Origin of the sequence: Starkeya sp. ORNL1 (genome assembly GCF_012971745.1) — a bacterium.
Classification (GTDB): domain Bacteria; phylum Pseudomonadota; class Alphaproteobacteria; order Rhizobiales; family Xanthobacteraceae; genus Ancylobacter.
The window spans coordinates 3,472,514-3,490,104 of record NZ_CP048834.1; the positions used below are offsets into that span (position 1 = coordinate 3,472,514).

At 68.3% G+C, this 17,591-nt stretch carries 14 protein-coding genes; 5 read left to right on the top strand and 9 right to left on the bottom strand.

The features are described 5' to 3' along the window. Positions 1-117 precede the first annotated feature (117 nt). Complete coding sequence (gene hemA / locus G3545_RS16530) at positions 118-1,344, top strand: 5-aminolevulinate synthase (RefSeq protein WP_170014379.1); 1,227 nt, start codon at positions 118-120, stop codon at positions 1,342-1,344. Positions 1,345-1,470: 126 nt separating this feature from the next. Here the strand turns inward: hemA and G3545_RS16535 are convergent, their stop codons facing one another. The 4 genes from G3545_RS16535 to G3545_RS16550 all read right to left on the bottom strand — a co-directional run bounded on the left by G3545_RS16535 (position 1,471) and on the right by G3545_RS16550 (position 8,201). Then, positions 1,471-2,583, bottom strand: a complete 1,113-nt coding sequence (locus G3545_RS16535) for an AbrB family transcriptional regulator (protein ID WP_170014380.1) — start codon at positions 2,581-2,583, stop codon at positions 1,471-1,473. Positions 2,584-2,696: 113 nt separating this feature from the next. Beyond that, positions 2,697-3,896 (bottom strand): pyridoxal phosphate-dependent aminotransferase, encoded by a 1,200-nt coding sequence (locus G3545_RS16540; protein WP_170014381.1) that lies wholly within the window; start codon positions 3,894-3,896, stop codon positions 2,697-2,699. Between the two features lie 235 nt (positions 3,897-4,131). Beyond that, complete coding sequence (locus G3545_RS16545) at positions 4,132-4,359, bottom strand: DUF1127 domain-containing protein (RefSeq protein ID WP_246702438.1); 228 nt, start codon at positions 4,357-4,359, stop codon at positions 4,132-4,134. Between the two features lie 287 nt (positions 4,360-4,646). After that, the gene (locus G3545_RS16550) at positions 4,647-8,201 is read right to left on the bottom strand and encodes a NahK/ErcS family hybrid sensor histidine kinase/response regulator (protein WP_170014382.1); all 3,555 of its coding nucleotides are present in this window, start codon (positions 8,199-8,201) and stop codon (positions 4,647-4,649) included. A gap of 106 nt (positions 8,202-8,307) precedes the next feature. Between G3545_RS16550 and G3545_RS16555 the strand changes: the two genes are divergently transcribed. Together G3545_RS16555 and mscL are read left to right on the top strand one after the other, a co-directional pair. Then, the gene (locus G3545_RS16555; RefSeq protein WP_170014383.1) at positions 8,308-8,607 is read left to right on the top strand and encodes a hypothetical protein; all 300 of its coding nucleotides are present in this window, start codon (positions 8,308-8,310) and stop codon (positions 8,605-8,607) included. Between the two features lie 97 nt (positions 8,608-8,704). Beyond that, positions 8,705-9,124 (top strand): large conductance mechanosensitive channel protein MscL, encoded by a 420-nt coding sequence (gene mscL / locus G3545_RS16560; RefSeq protein WP_170014384.1) that lies wholly within the window; start codon positions 8,705-8,707, stop codon positions 9,122-9,124. Between the two features lie 168 nt (positions 9,125-9,292). On the opposite strand, the gene G3545_RS16565 is transcribed toward mscL, so the two are convergent. Next, the gene (locus tag G3545_RS16565) at positions 9,293-9,949 is read right to left on the bottom strand and encodes a response regulator transcription factor (protein WP_170014385.1); all 657 of its coding nucleotides are present in this window, start codon (positions 9,947-9,949) and stop codon (positions 9,293-9,295) included. Positions 9,950-10,061: 112 nt separating this feature from the next. Beyond that, positions 10,062-10,526, bottom strand: a complete 465-nt coding sequence (locus G3545_RS16570) for a secondary thiamine-phosphate synthase enzyme YjbQ (protein ID WP_170014386.1) — start codon at positions 10,524-10,526, stop codon at positions 10,062-10,064. A gap of 118 nt (positions 10,527-10,644) precedes the next feature. On the opposite strand from G3545_RS16570, the gene G3545_RS16575 reads away from it, so the two are divergent. After that, positions 10,645-11,655: an alpha/beta hydrolase gene (locus tag G3545_RS16575; protein ID WP_170014387.1), complete on the top strand. Its 1,011-nt coding sequence runs from the start codon at positions 10,645-10,647 to the stop codon at positions 11,653-11,655. Positions 11,656-11,782: 127 nt separating this feature from the next. On the opposite strand, the gene G3545_RS16580 is transcribed toward G3545_RS16575, so the two are convergent. From G3545_RS16580 to G3545_RS16590, 3 genes are all read right to left on the bottom strand, one after another. Continuing rightward, positions 11,783-12,334: a hypothetical protein gene (locus tag G3545_RS16580; RefSeq protein WP_170014388.1), complete on the bottom strand. Its 552-nt coding sequence runs from the start codon at positions 12,332-12,334 to the stop codon at positions 11,783-11,785. 25 nt (positions 12,335-12,359) lie between these two features. After that, positions 12,360-12,986, bottom strand: a complete 627-nt coding sequence (locus G3545_RS16585) for a 2-hydroxychromene-2-carboxylate isomerase (protein WP_170014389.1) — start codon at positions 12,984-12,986, stop codon at positions 12,360-12,362. Positions 12,987-13,183: 197 nt separating this feature from the next. Continuing rightward, entirely contained in the window at positions 13,184-13,618 is a 435-nt protein-coding gene (locus G3545_RS16590) for a MerR family DNA-binding transcriptional regulator (RefSeq protein ID WP_170014390.1), read from the bottom strand. Between the two features lie 428 nt (positions 13,619-14,046). Here G3545_RS16590 and G3545_RS16595 point away from each other — a divergent pair, with 428 nt between their 5' ends. Then, positions 14,047-17,457 (top strand): SEL1-like repeat protein, encoded by a 3,411-nt coding sequence (locus tag G3545_RS16595; protein ID WP_170014391.1) that lies wholly within the window; start codon positions 14,047-14,049, stop codon positions 17,455-17,457. Positions 17,458-17,591: the final 134 nt, after the last annotated feature.

Sequence of the window (17,591 nt, forward strand, 5' to 3'; positions counted from 1 at the left end):
TGCCGCGCCGGATCGCCGCGCTTGGCCCGGCGCTGCTTGATCGGAACGGCTCCAAAGTCCAAGGTGCCACCGTGCCTGCCCGGGTTGACCTTCGGGCAGGAAAGGACGGACGCATCCATGGATTATGAAGGCATCTTCGCGGGCGCGGTCGCAGCGCTCCAGGCCGAGCGGCGCTACCGCACCTTCGCCGAGATCGAGCGCGACACGCAGCGCTTTCCGCGCGCCACCTGGCATTCGCCGCAGGGGCCGCGCGAGATCGTCATCTGGTGCTCGAACGATTATCTCGGCATGGGCTGCCACGACACCGTGGTCGAGGCGATGTGCGCCACCGCGCGTGCGGCCGGCGCCGGCGCCGGCGGCACCCGCAACATCTCCGGCAACAGCCACGCCATCGTCGAACTGGAGCGCGAGCTTGCCGATTTGCACGGCAAGGAAGCCGGCCTGGTCTTCACCTCCGGCTATGTCTCCAACGAGACCGGCATCGCCACGCTGGCGCGCCTGATCCCGGATTGCGTGGTGCTGTCCGATGCGCTGAACCACAATTCGATGATCGAGGGCGTGCGCCGCGCCGGCCGCGACAAGGCGATCTTCCGCCATAACGACCTCGTCCATCTCGAGGAGCTGCTGCGCGCCGCCGGCGACCGGCCGAAGCTCGTGGTGTTCGAGAGCGTCTATTCGATGGATGGCGACGTCGCCCCCATCGCCGACATTTGCGATCTCGCCGAGAAGTACGGCGCCATGACCTATCTCGACGAGGTCCACGCGGTGGGCATGTACGGCCCGCGCGGCGCCGGCATCGCCGAGCGCGACGGCGTCATGCACCGGGTGGACGTCATCGAGGGCACGCTCGGCAAGGCGTTCGGCGTGGTCGGCGGCTACCTCACCGGAAAGCGGGCGGTGATGGACGCGGTGCGCTCCTATGCGCCGGGCTTCATCTTCACCACGGCTTTGCCGCCGGCGATCGCGAGCGCGGCCACCGCCTCGGTGCGGCACCTCAAGGCCTCATCCGCCGAGCGCGAGCGCCAGCAGGCGCAGGTCGCCAAGGTGAAGCGGGCATTCGAGGCCGCCGGCCTGCCGCAGCTCATCACCGACACCCACATCGTGCCGGTGATGGTGGGCGATGCCGAAGCCTGCAAGGCGGCGAGCGACATGCTGCTCGCCGATCACGGCATCTATATCCAGCCGATCAATTATCCGACCGTGCCGCGCGGCACCGAACGGCTGCGTATCACCCCCGGCCCGTTCCATGACGACGCGCTGGTGGCGCACCTCGCGCAGGCACTGGCGGATGTGTGGACGCGGCTCGGGCTGGATTTCGTCCCGCAAGCCGAAGCGGCGGAGTAGTCGAGGCTTCCACCAAGAACCACGTCATGGCCGGGCTTGTCCCGGCCATCTCGGCCTCCGATGCACCGTCGGGAATCGAGATCCCCGGCACAAGGCCGGGGATCTCGGTGTACTTTGGGGAAATGGCTAATCCTTCGTGTCGGTCGGATCGGGATCGACGCTCTCCGACGGCACCGCGGCCGGTGGGAAGAACAGCCGCGTGATCAGCGGGATCGCCAGCGAGATACCGAGGAAGCGGGCGAGGTGGTGCGCCACCACGAAGGCCGGATCGAGCCCGAGCACGAAGGCCATGATGGTCATCGCCTCCACCGCGCCCGGCACATAGGCGACCATCACCTTCACATGGGATTCGCCGGACAGCCAGGCGGCAAGGACGGCGAAGGAGGCGGTCACCGCGGTGGCGATGATGAGCGCCATCAGGGCATCGACGAAGAAGCGCTTGAGCGTCTCCAGCGGCGTGCCGGCGAAGCGGCTGCCGGTATTGGCGCCGAGCACGATGAAGCCGACAATCAGGAACATGTCCGGCAGCCGGCCTTCGATCAGGCCGGAACCATGCGCCACGCCGCTCGCCAGCATGGCGCCAACAATGGCGTCGCCCGGGAACTTCAAGCGCTCGAACAGGCAGGCGCCGGTGATGCCGACCAGCATCGACGTCATGAAACTGGCGGCATCCGGCGCCGCGGCGGCGACCGGCATCGCTGCTGCCGTCTGATGGCCGAACCCGCCGAGCGCCAATGGCAGCAGGGCCACCAGCGCAAACAGCCGCAAGGATTGGCCGAACACCACGCGGCGCGTGTCGGCGCCCACGGATTCCGCCATGGCCAGCACCGCGGAGAGCGCCCCTGGTACGGCGGCGAAGAAGGCGCTGCGCCGGTCCCAGCCGGCGACCTTCTCGAGATAGACGACGACCGCCGTCATCATCACCGGCACCGAGAGCAGCAGCGCCAGCATGGTGACCGGCCAGGTAGTGATGCCCTGCAACGTGTCCGGCGACATCGCCGAGCCCATGGAGGTACCGAGCACGACAAAGGTCGGCTGGCGCAGCCATCCGGCGACGCCGACATTCACGCCAGCCAATGCCGCGATTGCGGTGAACACCAGGGCACCGGACAGCCAGCCCGCGGGCATGCCGGACCAGGCGAAGAGCGAGCCGCCCGTGGCGGCAAACAGCAGCGTCACGCCGAGACGAAGCAGGGCACGGCGCGACAGATCGGGCTTGCTGACGGACAAAAGCGGCATGGGCTCGGGCGGGGCTAGGAGCCCTGAATGCACCCGACATCTCGCTGGGTCAAACCGAATGCATGCATAGCATCCGGCGCTTTCATGCGCTCAGCACGGGGCATACGCTGCTGTTATTTGCGCAGCCAGCGCGCCAGGCGGTCGGCGGCCTCGGTGAGTTGCGCCTCGCCACGGGCGAAGCACATGCGGATATATTTCTCGCCGCCCGGGCCAAACGCGGTGCCGGGCGCGAGGCCGATATTGGCCTCGTCGACCAGCCTCAAGGCGAGGGCGCGCATGTCGGTTTCGCCCTCGACACCGAAGAACAGGTAGAACGCCCCCGGCGGTTTCACCAGATGCACCCGGTTGGTCGGCAGGATGGCATCGGCGACGATGTCACGGCCGCGCCGCGCCCGCTCGATCTGGTGGGTGACGAAGCTCTCGCCGCGCTCCAGCGCCGCCACGCCGGCACGCTGCATGAACGCGGCGACACCGGAGGTGGAATACTGGATCAAATTCTCCAGCACGGCGCCGAGCGAAGGATCGGCCTCGATCCAGCCCATGCGCCAGCCGGTCATCGCCCAGTTCTTGGAGAAGGTCTGCACGAACAGGATGCGGTCGTCAGGCACCATCACATCATGGAACGACGGCGCCAGCCCGGCCTCGTAATAGAAGCGGCCATAGATCTCGTCGGCGATGATCCAGAGGCCGTGGCGGCGTGCGATGTCGAGCACGCCCCTCAGCACCTCGTGCGATGCGACGAAGCCGGTCGGGTTGGCCGGCGAATTGATGAAGATCACCCGGGTGCGCGGCGTGACCGCGGCTTCCAGCCGGTCGAGCTCCAGCGAGAAGCCGTGCACGTCGTCGAAGCTGAGTGGCACATAGACCGGATGGGCGCCGATCACGTCGGCCGCAGCCGCCGCGTTTGGCCATACCGGCGAGGGGATGAGCACCTCGTCGCCGGCGGACAGCGTCAGCGCCATGGCGATCTGGATCGCCTGCATGCCGGAGCCGGTGACGAAATAGCGCTCGGGATCCTCGGGCACGCCGTAGAGCCCGGCCATATAGCGGGCGATGGCGGAGCGCAGCTCTGGGATGCCGCGCTGCCAGGTGTAGAAGGTCTCGCCGGCCGCCAATGAACGGGTGGCAGCCTCGGCGATGAAGGATGGCGTCGGCAGGTCGCCCTCGCCGGCCCAGAGCGGGATCATGCCCGGCCGTTCGCGCCCGTAATTCATCACCTCGACAATGCCGCTCTCGGGCAAGGCGAGCGCAGCGGGACGCACGTGATCGAGCAGCGAGGTCGGCGGAACAAAACGCGCGGGTTCGGCGAGCATGGGATTCTCAGGTCATGAGCGGGAGGCGGTCAGCATAGCGGCGAAGACGGCGGAATTTCATCAAAAGGCATCATGGCGCCAATCGGTGACACTTATGGATGCAAGAGCGACGCCGCCGCCACCCGCAAACGGCAACAGCCGGGGCGAACCCGGCCATCAATGGATTTGTCTTGCGCAGATGTCGGCCCAGCAAGATCGGCGGCAGATCCTCCGCAAGGATCGACCGCCGATCTCCTCAGCGCCAGAACGGCTTCGAGGCTTCGCGCTCGACGTCCGCGGTGGTGAGGCCCATGTCGTGCAGCAACTCGTCCGGCAGGGCGCGCAATTCGCGGCGACTGCGGGCGCGCACATAGGCGCGGTAGCTCCACACCCAGAAGCGGGTGATGAAATCCTCGGCATAGCCGGTGCGGGTGCGGCCGCGGGCGGTCTCCATCGCTGTTTCAGCGATAACGTGAGTGATCATGGTAGCCCCCCTAGGCTTGATGATCGGTGGGTCAATGCCGGGTCACCGGCGGTGTGTTGTGGTTTTAGGAGCGCCAGCGGGAATCCATCGTGAATGCCAGCTTCAGGCAGCGTTCATCTTTGTGGCCAAGCCCCGAGCGATGTCCGGGGAGCGGCGTCCGACTTCAGCATCCTTCGAGGCCCGGCTGGCGCCGGGCACCTCAGGATGAGGTTGCTTCTAAAGACCACGTCATCCTGAGGTGCGAGCAGAGCGAGCCTCGAAGGATGCTGCAGCAGGGCGCGGCCCGCCTACTCCGCCGCCGTCCGCGCCACCCGCCATTGCGCCAGCAAGGCGCGCAGCGCCGCCGGGCGCACCGGCTTGTTCAGCACTTCCATGCCGGTCGTGCGGGCGGCGTCGCGCACGGTCTTGGAGCGGTCGGCGGTGATGAGCACGGCGGGCAGCGTGCGGCCGAGCTTCCAGCGCAGGTTCCGTGCCGCCTCGATGCCGTCGCCCTCGTCGAGATGGTAGTCGATCAGCAGCACGTCGGGGGCAAGCCTGGCCTCGCGCAAGGTGCCGAGTGCGCTCGCCGCGCCCGGCGCCTTCACCACCCGGCAGCCCCAGCCAGTGAGCAGCGTCTCCATGCCGTCGAGAATTGTCGGGTCATTGTCGATGCACAGCACGGTAAGCCCGTCGAGCGCGGCGGAGGGCGCGAAGGACGGCGCCATCGGCCGGATCTGCACCGGCACGGCGGGGGCAAGCGGCACCTCCACAGCGAAGCGGCTGCCATTGGGTGGGGTCGAGGAGAGATCGACCGGATGGTCGAGCACACGGGCAAGCCGCTCGACGATGGAGAGCCCTAATCCCAATCCCCGTGCCGCCTTGGCGCCCTGGTCGAGCCGCTGGAACTCCTTGAACACCAGCTTCTGCTTGCCCTGCGGTATGCCCGGGCCGGTATCCAGCACCTCGATGCGCAGCTTGCCGCGCCGATGCCGCGCACCCACCAGCACGCGGCCCTTGGGGGTGTATTTGATGGCGTTTGAGACGAGGTTCTGCAGCAGCCGGCGCAACAGCCGACGGTCGGAGCGCACCGAGGCCGAGCAGGTGACGAAGGTGAGGTCGAGACCTCTCTCACGCGCCAGTGGCGCGAATTCCAGTTCGAGCTGGCGGAAGATGTCGTCGATGCGGAACGGCGCCACCTCCGGCTTCATGGCGCCGGCATCGAGCCGGGAGATGTCGAGCAGGGCGGCAAGGATCTCCTCCACCGCCTCCAGCGAGGCATCGACATTCTCGGCGAGGCGGCCCGGTTCGCCCTCCGCGGCGCGCTCGACCAGGCTGGTGGCGTAGAGCCGGGCGGCATTGAGCGGCTGCAGGATGTCGTGGCTCGCCGCGGCGAGGAAGCGGGTCTTGGAGATATTGGCTTCCTCGGCCTCGGACTTCGCCAGAGCGAGCTGGGCGTTGAGGTGTTCCAGCGCCTTTGTGCGCTCGCGCACCCGTTTCTCCAGCGTCTCGTTGGCGCGCTCCAGCGCCTCGGCGGCCTCCACCGTCGGGGTAATGTCGGTGAAGGTGACCACCGCGCCATGGTCCGGCATGGCGTTCACCCGGACTTCCATGACCACGCCGCGCGGGGCGAGCCGCTCCAGGAAGGTGGCGTTGCGCTGGGAGTAGCGCCCGAGCCGCTCGCGCACGATCTCCTCGACCATGCCCGGCCCGAACAGGCCGGCGCGCGCATTGAAGCGCAATATGTCGTCGATGCCGATGCCGATGCGCACGATCTCCGGCGGCAGGTCCAGCATGTCGCCGAACTGGCGGTTCCAGCACACCAGGCGCAGGTCGCGGTCGAACACCGCAATGCCCTGGCGCACATGGTCGAGCGCGGTCTGCAATATCTCGCGATTGTACTGGATGGCGGCAGAGGCATCGTCGAGCAGCTTCAGCGCCGCCTTGGTGGAGACGGTGCGCTTCCTCAGCAGCAGCGACAGCACCAGGCGCGAGGAGGCGGCACCGATGGCCGAGGCGAGCAGATGCTCGGCATAGCGGATGAGCTGGAAGTCGGCCTCGCGGCCCGGCTCCAGCGAGACGCCGCGCATCGCCGAGACACTCTCGAACGAGGCGCGGGTGCGCTCCTCGCCGAGATAGCGCGAGACGGTGCCGATCAGTTCCTCCACCGTCACCGGCGAGCGCCACAGCCGGAAGCTCGGCGCCGACGGCGCGCGGTCGGCCTCGACGAAGACGCTTGCCTGCAGGCGCTCGATCGGCGCCGGCTGCGTCAAGAGCGAGACGACGACGAGGCCGATGAGATTGACGCCGAGGCTCCAGATCACGCCATGGGTGAGCGGGGCGGCATGCAGGCCGAACAGCGCCTGCGGCCGCAGCAATTCGAACCCGAACGGGCCTTGCGCCAGGAAGGCGGAGCCGAACTGGGCGGAATCGGCGAGGCTGGGCAGCAGCAGCGTGTAGGCCCAGAGCACGACACCGGCGGCAATGCCGGCAATGGCGCCGAGCGCGGTGGCGCGCCGCCACATCAGGCCGATGAGAAAGGCCGGGCCGAACTGCGCCACGGCGGCGAAGGACAGCAGGCCGATCTGCGCAAGCTGCGCCTCGCCGGTGATACGGTAATAGAGATAGGCCAGCAGCAGGATGACGAAGATGGCGAGCCGGCGCACGGTGAGCAGCACGGTGCCCATGTCGCCGCCGCCGTCCGGTCCCTGGCCGAGATCCGGCTGGCCGCTGTCCGGCACGGCGGCGCGGCTGCGGCGGCTTCGCACCATCAGCGGCATGATCAGATCGTTGGAGACCATGACGGCGAGCGCCACGGTCTCGACGATCACCATGGCGGTGGCCGCGGAAAGCCCGCCGACAAAGGCGAGCAGCGCGAACACCCGGGCGCCCGCCGAGAGCGGCAGAGCGAGCACAAACATGTCGCCGTCGATGAAGCCGGGCGGGAACGAAATCATCCCGGCCATGGCGATCGGCACCACGAACAGGTTGATGAGCACCAGATAGAGCGGAAACAGCCAGCGCGCGGTGCGCAATTCCTGCTCGGAGGTGTTCTCCACCACGGCGACATGGAACTGGCGCGGCAGCATCAGGATGGCGAGCGAGGACAGCACCGTCATCGTCACCCAGTTTGCCGGCGAGAAGCCGTCGGTCAGCACCGGGAGCACGCCGCGCGCGTCAGCCTGCGCGAACAGGTCGGCGGGGCCCGAGAACATCACGAAGGTGACGAACAGCCCGACGGCGAGGAAGGCGACCAGCTTGACGATGGATTCGGTCGCGATCGCCAGCATCAGCCCTTCCTGATGCTCGGTGGCGTCGATGTGGCGGGTGCCGAACAGCACCGCGAACGCCGCCATCGCCACCGCCACGAACAGCGCAAGGTCGCCGACCACGGGATAGCTGAGCCCGAGCCCTTCGAAGTCGCCGAGCAACGCCAGCAGCGACGCGGAGACCGCCTTCAGCTGGAGCGCGATGTACGGCAGCGCGCCGATAATGGCGACGCCCGCCACCAGCGCGGCGACGCCCTGGCTCTTGCCGTAGCGCGCAGCGATGAAATCGGCAATCGAGGTGATGTTCTGCGCCTTGGCGAGACGGATGATGCGCAGCAGGAACGGCGTTGCCAGAGTGAAGACGATCACCGGGCCAATATAGATGGCGAGGAAGTTCAGTCCCTGCGTAGTGGCAAGGCCGACCGAGCCGAAGAAAGTCCAGGAGGTGCAATAGACCGCGAGCGACAGCGCATAGATGTAGGGCCGGCCACGGCCCTTCGCCGCGCGCGGGCGCCATTGGTCGCCAAGGCTCGCCACGGCGAACAACAGGCCGATGTAGGTGAGCGCGACGGCAATGATGACCCAGCCCTGAAGCATGGGGACTCCTAGTATTCGCCTGCTGGTATTTCAGGCAAGTGCCCTACTCTTATGCTATTTTACGCAGTGCGCCGACAAGCGGCGCTGGCATTCCAGGGAAAAGCGCATGGATCCGGCTCTTATTAAACTTGTCATCGAGCTTATTTCGGGCGCGGTCGGCGGCAACCTTGCCGGCGCAGCATCGAAGAATATCGATCTCGGCACGTTGTGGAACTCGGTGGCTGGCATTGTCGGCGGCGGCATCGGCGGGCAGATACTGTCCGCGGTCCTCGGCGCCGGCGCGGCCAGCGGCGGCGGGCTCGACATCGGTTCGATCATACAGCAGGTCGCGGGCGGCGGCGTCGGCGGCGCGGTGCTGCTGGCGATTGTCGGTATCATCAAGAACGCGATGGCAAAATCGGCTTGAAGCCGCAATCGGCCGGAAGCAGACTTATCCTTCGCGCCCTGCAATGGGTGCGAGGGCAGTGATGTCGTGACGCCGGCTTCAATCTTGGGGGTGCCGCATGCTGAAGGAGTTCCGCGAGTTCGCGGTGAAGGGAAATGTCGTCGATCTCGCCATCGGCGTCATCATCGGTGCCGCCTTCGGGCGCATCGTCGAATCCATCGTCTCCGACCTGTTCATGCCGATCGTCGGCGCGCTGCTTGGCGGGCTGGACTTTTCCAATTACTTCCTCGGCCTGTCGCCGAGCGTCACCGCAGGCTCGCTGGCCGAAGCGCGCAAGCAGGGCGCGGTGTTCGCCTATGGCAGCTTCATCACCGTGGTGATCAACTTCCTCATCATCGCCTGGATCCTGTTCCTGGTGGTGAAGGGCATCAACCGGCTGCGCCGCAAGGCCGCCGAGGCGGCAGCCGCGCCGGCGGCGCCGACCAAGGAGGAGGTGCTGCTGACCGAGATCCGGGACATCCTCGCCAAGAAGGCGTGAGACGCGCCGAGTGCCGGTTTAGACCACGTCATCCTGAGGTGCTTGGGCATAGCCCAAGCCTCGACGGATGTTCGCGAAGGATGACCGTCGCCCCGCTTCAGCCTTCGAGGCTCGCTGCGCTCGCACCTCAGGCTGACGTTGGCAATTTCCAGTCGGCAAACAGCCTCTTCACCCCGCCGCCGGCGCCCACTGGCCGCCTTCGATCTTGGCGGCGGCGATCACCGCCTGGGTGCGGCTCTCGACGCCGAGCTTCTGCAGGATCGCCGAGACGTGCGCCTTCACCGTCGCCTCGGAAACCCCGAGCTCATAGGCGATCTGCTTGTTGAGCAGGCCTTCCGACAGCATCATCAGCACCCGCACCTGCTGCGGCGTGAGCGTCGCCAGCCGGCCGGCCAGCGCCTTCGTCTCCTTGTCAACGCCGGCGTCGAGATCGACATCAGGCGGCGTCCAGGTGCGGCCCTCCAGCACGGCGGCAAGCGCGCCGCGCATCGTGTCCGCCGCGCTGGTCTTGGGGATGAAACCGGAGGCGCCGAAATCCATGCAATGGCGGATGGTCGCCGCTTCCTCATGGGCCGAGACCACCACCACCGGCACGCCGGGATATTGCGCGCGCAGATACATCAGCCCGGAGAAGCCGCGCACGCCGGGCATGGCGAGATCCAGCAGCACGAGGTCGATATCGGCCTCGCGCTCCAGCAGCGCCTGGAGATCGTCGAAGCCCCCGGCCTCGAAGAGCTCGGCGGCGGGGAATTGCCGCGCCACTGCTTCCCTAAGGGCACCGCGGAACAGCGGGTGATCATCGGCGATCACCAGCCGGAAACTCATATTCGTGTCCACCTGACACCGGCCCTTTCCACCCGCGCCGCACTCGGCACGTGCGCTGCGCGGCGATCATGGTTGTGCGAGGCCCGCCGCGCAAGGCGCGGGGCGGCGCTTCCTATCCTTCATTGCCGGCGAAGGCCACAATCAATTGGCGAACATGCGGCTTTGTCCGGTGTTCGATGAGATAGATGCCCTGCCACGTGCCGAGTGTCATGCGCCCGGCGATCACCGGGATGGCCAATGACACCCCCGTCAGCATGGTCTTCACATGCGCCGGCATGTCGTCCGGGCCTTCAAGGTCATGAACCCAGCCGAAATCCTCCGGCGCGAGGTGCCGAAGCGCGGTGAGGAGATCGGTGCGCACGTCCGGATCGGCATTCTCCTGGATGGTCAGCGAGGCCGAGGTGTGCCGGCAGAACAGCGTCGCCTCGCCGTCCCCAGCCCTGATCTCCTTGAGGAAATCCACCACCGCGCCGGTGAGCTCGGTGAAGCCGGCACCAGAGGTCGCGACCTCGAAGGTCGCGGTGACACGGCGGGTGATCCGGGTCTCGCGAGCTTGAGAGCGGTTGATACGTGCCATGCGCAACCTCTTTTCCGCACCGTCACGGCTGGACGGGCAGGCCGTTCCGGGCTTGGATAGGCCTATCCAGCCCACGCAGCCAGCACCGGACACCCGCCCTTAACCAGCGGAGCCTTGAATGCCGACCTTCTCTACCGTCATCCAGCCTGCCACGGAGCCGCGCGGCGCGCTCACGCTCGATCCCGCGGTGTTCTACCCTGCGGCCATCTCCGCCGAGACCCGCGCGATCAATGCCGGCATCGTCAAGGCGCTCGGCGCGGTGCCGGACCGCTGGGTGTTCCCGATGGCGATGCTCCGCAAGCTGCGGCTGGAAGGCAAGGGCCCGTTTCCGCTGGCGCCGGAAAGCCCCTATGCGCAGGCGATCGAGATCGACGGCCCGCACGGCCCCATACCGCTGCGCGTGCTGTCGCCCCCGGAGCCGAAAGGCGTCTATCTGCACCTTCATGGCGGCGGCTGGACGCTGGGCTCGGCACGAGAGAATGACGGGCTGAACCATCGCTTCGTCGAACGCACGGGCTTTGCCGTGGTCTCGGTTGACTACAGGCTCGCGCCGGAGGAGCCCTGGCCGAAGGGGCCGGACGATTGCGAGGCGGCGGCGCTTTGGCTGCTGCGCGAGGGCCCGACCCGCTTCGGCACCGAGCGCTATGCCATTGGCGGCGAATCGGCCGGCGCCAATCTCTCGGTGGCGACGTTGCTGCGGCTGCGCGACAAGCACGCCATCATGCCGTTCCGCGCCGCCAGCCTGCATGCCGGCTGCTACGACCTCGCTCTGACGCCGAGCGCGCGCGCCTGGGGCGACGAGCCGCTGGTGCTGAACACCCGCGATATCAATGTGTTCGTCGGCCACTATCTGCGGGCGATGACCGAGGTGGCGGACGCCTCGCTGGCCAGCCCGGACATCTCGCCGCTCTATGCCGGCCTCACGGGCCTGCCACCGGCGCTGTTCTCGGTCGGCACCCGCGATCCGCTCGTCGACGATACGCTGTTCATGGCGCCGCGCTGGCTCGCCGCCGGCAATGCGACCGAACTCGCCGTCTATCCGGGCGGCGCACACGTGTTCATCGGCTTCCCGGGAACGCTGGCGGATCAGGCGCTGGCGCGGATCCACGGCTTCATAGCGGGTTGTTGAGGCCATTTTCCATATGCCGTCATCCCGGACGGCCGCAGGCTGATCCGGGATCGCGCAAACGCTCTTCACCTTCTTACGATCCCGGCGCTGCGCTCCGGCCGGGATGACGGTTTGGAGGGAGCGGCTCCTACAGCTTCTCGGTCTCGCCCTTCAGCCGCTGCACCATTTCGAAGAAGCGGCGGAACACGTGCTCGGCCATGTCCATGGCGCGGTCCACGTGGCTGCGCACATCCTCGTCGTCGGTGGAATCGCCGGCATCGGGCTTCTTTTGCGCGGTCTCGCCACTGCCCTGGCCGGCCTTCGGCTCGGGTGCGCCCGCGGTGGGCGGGCCCGCCAAAGGCGGTTTGGCGATGTCCGGCACGCCGGGCGGTACATTGCCGCGTTCCAGCGTGGCGATGCGGTTATTCAGCCGGGTGATCTCGTCTTCATAGGCCGAGCGCTCTTCCGGCACCAGTTCGCACGCCCAGCCGCCGGCGCGGGTCGAGCAGAAGCTGAGCTTGCCGGTGCGGGTGTCGAGCTTCATCAGCCCGCCCTCGACCTGCAGCATGGTGAAGTTTGCCTGCGGATCGACCGGCGCAGCGGGCTTTGCCGGCGATTGCTGGGCGAAGACGGGGGACGCCGCCATTGTGGCGAGCAGCGCAAAGGCAGCCACACCCGGGGTTCTGCGAACCGTCGACATGAGAGCCTCCTCCCGGCAGCGCGCCTCACGCCTCCGAGGTGAAGGGGGCGCGACCCGATGACAACGCATCGTCGAGCAGATCGATCCGATCCTGCCCCCAGAACACCTCGCCGTCGAGCACATAGGAGGGCGAGCCGAACACGTCGGCCTCGATCGCCCGGTTCTGGTTGGCCGCATAGGTGCCGGCGATGGCGGTGCCCGCGGCCTCGATCAGGACATCGGCGGATATGCCGAGTTCGGCCAGCACGCCGAGCAGCGCTGCCGGATCCGCCATGTTCTCCTGCTGCTGCCAGACACCAGCGAACAAGCGGCGGATCAGCGGGTCCGGATCGATCCCGGCAGCAATGGCGGCGATGATGGCACGGTCGGCCAAAGCCGGCTCATAGGGCCAGAAGGCGGGCTTGAGGTGGAAATCGGCACCGCGCTTGTCGCGCCAGCGTTTCAGCTCCGTCATGCGGTAGCGCTGGCGGGCCGGGTGGCGGCGGGCCAGCGGCAGGCCGCCGGTCTGCGAGAACAGCTCGGGGAGCAGAACCGGGCGATGCTCGACCTTCACGCCATGGCGCTGGACCATCTCGGCGAAAGGCGCGTAGCCGAGGAAGGCCCAGGGGCTATGGATGGAGAAATAGTGGACGACGGTGCGGGGGGCGGTCATGTCAGGGCTCATGGCGCCGGACAGTATCGCTTTTATGGCGAAAGTGGATGCCACCCGGTGCGAATCCGCGCCGGCGCGGCGGCATGGCCACAGAGGGGGTCCGAACCTTCAAAAGAAACGGCGCCCTCGGGGGAGGACGCCGTCTGGGCTGAAACGTCAACGGCACGGCACGTGTGGAGGAGGAAAGTCGATCCGTATCAGGCTGCGGTACGGGTCGGGAAAGCGGCGATCATCTGGCGGAGCTCGCCGATCGCCTCGTCGATGTCGGTGCGCTGACGCTCGAGGAGCGCCACCTGCTCGACGCACTTCTCGGCGGTCAGAGCGAGGCCACCGGCGGGCATCGGGCCGCCTTCGCGCAACGCGACCATGCTCTTGATCTCGGCGAGGGTGAAGCCGAGCTTCTTGCCCTTGAGGATGATGGCGAGGCGGGAGCGCTCGGCGGCGCTGTAGAGCCGGGTAAGGCCCTCGCGACGCGGCTCGAGAAGGCCCTTGTCCTCATAGAAGCGCAGGGCGCGCAGGGTGACGCCGAACTCACGGGCGAGGTCACCGATGGTGAAAATCTGTGCGTCGGCAACGACCGCGGAGTGCGTATCGGTGCGGCGATCGGTGTCGACAGCGTGGGTGAAATCCATTTCGGCAACTCCGGCTGGTTACGGGCATCGGGTGAACGTGACCGGAGTGTTGCAGGTGGGTTGCCGCAAGGGGAGAAAGTCGCACCCTACGTTAGGGCAACTTACTGTTAAACGCCGCCTATCTCCTTGATTCTAAACATCTCGCATCGCGCCATCGCGATGCCGCGACGCACACAAAGGGTGACGTAAGGTCGAATCGCCTCCCGGGAAAGCCGCTCGCACCGTCTCCTGCCGCTCCGGCAGGACGGTCGCCGCCGACCTCGCGCAGGTATCGGGCGGGCCTATGGATTTCGAGAATGTTAACGCGCCATTTACCAAGAAACGGAAAAGTCGCGGAAACACGGCCTTTCGCGTTCCGTCCGGCGATTCGCACCGTTTTGGTGTCTTTCGCGACCGGCATGGGCGCCGACCGCGACGGAGATTTCAAGGTGAGGCAAGGCGCCCCGACCAATCCCGAGCACATCGACTCGGAAGCCTGGGCGGCCCTGCGCGAGGCCGCGCGACGGTCCGGCATGCCGTTCGGCGAATGGCTGAAGGCGAAGCTGCTGGCCGGCACCGCCGACCTGCCCGCGCCCGCCGCGTCAACTGCGCGCGGCGGCACCGTCGCGGTCGGCGACCTGCAGCGACGGGTCAGCGACCTTGCCGGCGAGATCGACCGCCTGGCCCGGGCCGAGCCTCCGGCAACACCGCACCGCGGCAGCCGCATCGCCTCGCCGCATGGCGAGGGCCTGGTCTCCGCGCTCGACGCGCTCAATGCCCGGGTCGAGAAGCTGCTGCAGGACCCGGACAAGGGCAGCGCCGCCGCGGCCACTCATCTCGACGAGACCATTCGCCGGCTGAACGAGCGCCTGGAATCGCTGGCGCAAGAGAAGCGTAGCGACGAAAAGCGGATCGACGAGAAGCGCACGGAGACCCAGGCTACCGAGGCGCCGCCGGCCGACAGCTTTGAACGGCGCATGAGCGAGATCGCCCGCACCGTCGACACGCTGAATCGCAAGCTCGACCGTAGCGCGCCGCCCCAGCCTTCCCCAGCCGCGCCGGGCCGCAATGCCGCGCTCGACGCGGCGGTGGCCGAGATTGCCGCGCGCCAGCGCCTGCTCGACGCCGCCGGCCAGGCCAAGGCTGCCCTGCCGCCCCCCGCGCCACAGGCTCCGGTGCCGCCGCCGGCTCCGGTCGTGCGCGAGGTCGATCTGTCCGGGCTGGAGCGCCAGCTCAACATCATCGCCGACCAGATGAACGAACTCACCCGCACCGCGCCGCAAGGCGAGGCGGTGGGGGCGCTGCGTGGCGACGTGGCGGAGATCAAGCGCTCGCTGGCCGAACTGGCGCCGCGCCGCGCTGTCGAGGAACTGGAGCGCGCGGTCGGGCTGATCGCCCAGCGCATCGAGCGCCAGGGCTCCGGCGAGGCCAATGCCGAGATCGTCCGTACCCTTGCCGGGCTGCGCGACGTGATGGAGGAATTGCGTCCGCCGGAGAACTCCGAGGCGCTCGAGCGCGAGATCGAGGCACTCTCCCGCAAGCTCGACATCGTCAGTGCCAAGACCGTCGACGGCGCCACGGTGGCCCGCCTGCAGGCACAGACCTCCGAGATCCGCGACCTGCTCGGCCGCGCGCTCTCCAATGATTCCGTCCGCATGCTCGCCGAGCAGGTGGCGCTGCTGGTCGGCAAGATCGAGCGCTTCGCCAATCCGGACGAGCGGCTCGCCCACGAAGTGGTGGAAGCGCTCGGCCGGCGCATCGACCAGCTTGCGGCCCGCATCGACACCTATGCGGCGGCGACCGGCAACGACCCGGCACCGTTCGACGATATCGTTCGCCGCCTCGACGAACTGCATGGTGCGGTGGCCGGCGCGGCGCGCGCCGCGCCCGACGGTATGGACACGCTGTTCGATGGGCTGGTGGAGCGCATCGAGCGCATGTCGCGCCCGGATGCCGCGCTCGGCGGCTCGGTGGAGGCGCTCGGCCGGCAAATCGCATCGATCGCCGAGCGGATCAACGCCAATGACAGCCGCTTCGACCAACTCACGGGCATCGAGCGCGCGCTGAGCGACCTGTTCGTGCAGATGGAGGAGGCGCGCGCCAGCGCCATCGCCGCGGCCGAGCACAGCGCCCGCAGCGCCGCCGCCGAATATGCCGGCGCCACCACGAACAATGACGGCATGGCGCTGATCCAGCGCGAGCTTGCCGATCTCGGCACGCGGCAGGTGAACAGCGAACGGCGCACCTACGACACGCTGGAAGCCGTGCACGAGACGCTGGGGCGTGTCGTCGAGCGCATCGCCTCGCTGGACACCGTACCCGCGACGCCGGCCGAACCGCAGCCCATGTTCGAGACGCCGGCACCGGTCGAGCCGGCGCCGCGCCCGCAGGTCGTGTCGCCTCCCGCATCCGTGGCGGCCACCGCGCCGCTGCGCCACCCGGCCGTGCCGCCCGGCATGGTGCCCCCGGTGGTGATGCCGGCGGAAGACAATGAAGAGCCGGCCTTCCCGGACGATTTCCCGCTGGAGCCCGGCTCCGGCCTGCCGCGCCAGCGCGCGGCGGCAACGGCGGCACGCATCGCCCAGTCGGAAGCCACGGTGGACGATCTCATCGGCCGCCCGGCCAGCGAAGACGCACAGCCGGCGCCGAGCCGTGCCGACTTCATCGCCGCCGCACGCCGCGCCGCGCAATCCGCCAGCGCCACCAAGCCCAAGGCGGACGACAGCGCACCGAAAGATGCCGGCCCCTCCCGCCTGTCGCGCCTGCTCTCGCGCGCCCGCCTGCCGCTGCTGGTCGCGGTGAGCGGCTCGGCGCTGGCGTTCGGCGCCTGGCATCTCGCCGGTACGCTGCATGAGGTGCAACTCGGCGCCGCCCAGCCGGCCCAGGACAGCTTGAAGCCCGTGCCCGCGGCGACGCCCGCCGCGCCGGTGCAGCCCAGCCTCACCATCACCGCATCGCCCCCGGCGAGCTCCACCGCGCAGGTGCCGTTCGCCGACACGCTGCCGTCCTCCGGCGTCGTCGGCGGGGAAACCACCTTCGGCGCCGCCCCGGCGGCACCCAGTGCGCCGAATCCGTCCGACATCACCGGCTCGGTCGGCACGCCGCTGCCGACCCCGGCGCCCGGCGCTTCGCCCTCCTCGTCGCTCGGCAAGCCGACGGGTGCCGCGCCGACCGGGGATCTGCCGGTCGTCATTGGCGGGCCGGCGCTGCGCGCGGCCGCGCTGGCCGGCGACCCGGCCGCCGCCTATGAGGTCGGCGCCCGCTTCGCGGAAGGCCGCGGCGTCGGCCCCAACGCCGCCCGCGCTGCCGACTGGTTCGCCTTCGCCGTCTCCCGCGGCTCGATCCCGGCGGCCTACCGGCTCGGCGTGCTGCTGGAGAAGGGCTCGGAGGGCCTCAGCCGCGATGTCGCCCGCGCCCGCAACCTCTATGCGAGCGCCGCGCAGGCCGGCAATGTCCGGGCGATGCACAATTTCGCCGTGCTGCTCGCCGAGGGCGTCGACGGCCAGCCGGACTACACCCAGGCGGTGATGTGGTTCCGCAAGGCGGCCGAGCGCGGGGTGCGCGACAGCCAGTATAATCTCGGTGTGCTCTATACCCGCGGGCTCGGAGTGAAGCAGGATCTCGGCGAGAGCTGGAAATGGTTCTCGCTCGCCGCGGCGCAGGGCGACCAGGAGGCCGGCCGCAAGCGCGACGAGGTGGCGAGCCGGCTCGACCAGCAGCAACTCATCACGCTGCGTTTCGCGGTGCAGACCTGGAGCGCGGTACTGACCGACGACAAGGCCAATGTCGCGCTTTCCAGCCCGGACTGGGACCGCACCGAAGTGCCGGTGACGAAGAAGAAGACCGCGTCGCGGGTTTAATCAGAACGTCGCTCGATTCCATAGCAACGTCATCCTCGGCCTTGTGCCGAGGATCTCGATTCCCGACAGCGCATCCGGAATCGAGATGGCCGGCACGAGGCCGGCCATGACGGATTGTGAAGCGCGTGACAACC

Excerpts from the sequence above, each read along its gene's own strand:
- G3545_RS16565 (WP_170014385.1), bottom strand. The coding sequence starts at position 9,949 with ATGAGTTTCCGGCTGGTGATCGCCGATGATCACCCGCTGTTCCGCGGT.
- G3545_RS16555 (WP_170014383.1), top strand. The coding sequence starts at position 8,308 with ATGGATCCGGCTCTTATTAAACTTGTCATCGAGCTTATTTCGGGCGCG.
- G3545_RS16590 (WP_170014390.1), bottom strand. The coding sequence starts at position 13,618 with ATGGATTTCACCCACGCTGTCGACACCGATCGCCGCACCGATACGCAC.
- G3545_RS16545 (WP_246702438.1), bottom strand. The coding sequence starts at position 4,359 with ATGATCACTCACGTTATCGCTGAAACAGCGATGGAGACCGCCCGCGGC.
- G3545_RS16550 (WP_170014382.1), bottom strand. The coding sequence starts at position 8,201 with ATGCTTCAGGGCTGGGTCATCATTGCCGTCGCGCTCACCTACATCGGC.
- G3545_RS16540 (WP_170014381.1), bottom strand. The coding sequence starts at position 3,896 with ATGCTCGCCGAACCCGCGCGTTTTGTTCCGCCGACCTCGCTGCTCGAT.
- G3545_RS16585 (WP_170014389.1), bottom strand. The coding sequence starts at position 12,986 with ATGACCGCCCCCCGCACCGTCGTCCACTATTTCTCCATCCATAGCCCC.
- G3545_RS16535 (WP_170014380.1), bottom strand. The coding sequence starts at position 2,583 with ATGCCGCTTTTGTCCGTCAGCAAGCCCGATCTGTCGCGCCGTGCCCTG.
- G3545_RS16580 (WP_170014388.1), bottom strand. The coding sequence starts at position 12,334 with ATGTCGACGGTTCGCAGAACCCCGGGTGTGGCTGCCTTTGCGCTGCTC.
- hemA (WP_170014379.1), top strand. The coding sequence starts at position 118 with ATGGATTATGAAGGCATCTTCGCGGGCGCGGTCGCAGCGCTCCAGGCC.
- G3545_RS16570 (WP_170014386.1), bottom strand. The coding sequence starts at position 10,526 with ATGGCACGTATCAACCGCTCTCAAGCTCGCGAGACCCGGATCACCCGC.
- G3545_RS16575 (WP_170014387.1), top strand. The coding sequence starts at position 10,645 with ATGCCGACCTTCTCTACCGTCATCCAGCCTGCCACGGAGCCGCGCGGC.
- mscL (WP_170014384.1), top strand. The coding sequence starts at position 8,705 with ATGCTGAAGGAGTTCCGCGAGTTCGCGGTGAAGGGAAATGTCGTCGAT.